Source organism: Dellaglioa sp. CoH-57-MRSF-19, assembly GCF_056781975.1.
This window is the reverse complement of record NZ_JBXAXW010000252.1, coordinates 1-282: the sequence shown is the minus strand read 5'-3', so window position 1 is coordinate 282 and position 282 is coordinate 1. Positions and strand designations below refer to the sequence as shown.

Annotated in this window: 1 protein-coding gene; it reads right to left on the bottom strand. The window is 54.6% G+C overall.

Annotated features, from left to right (window positions below):
• Positions 1–208 (bottom strand): hypothetical protein (locus AC1RO3_RS09135; RefSeq protein ID WP_481764104.1); only part of this gene is annotated, 208 nt, incomplete at its 3' end.
• Positions 209–282 lie beyond the last annotated feature (74 nt).

Here is a 282-nt window from a genome sequence, read left to right as displayed (position 1 = left end):
CGTTGATGTATGACACAAGACTTGTATCCAGCTTTTCGCGCATCGCCCAGTCAAGGAACCGCGAGAACTCACGGTTTGCTGTCGTGTCCCCTGTCCGGCGCAGCCACACAACGATCCCGACCATGACGAGTGCGGCCACGACAGCAATCACCGCGAACACGACGAGGGTTGATACAAACAGCTCTTGATTTGACAAATGATTAATCATTGAGCAGCTCCTTTGTCTCCCGGTCGAAGAGTTCGGCACGTCGATCCACCATGTACTCCAGCGCACCCTTCAGC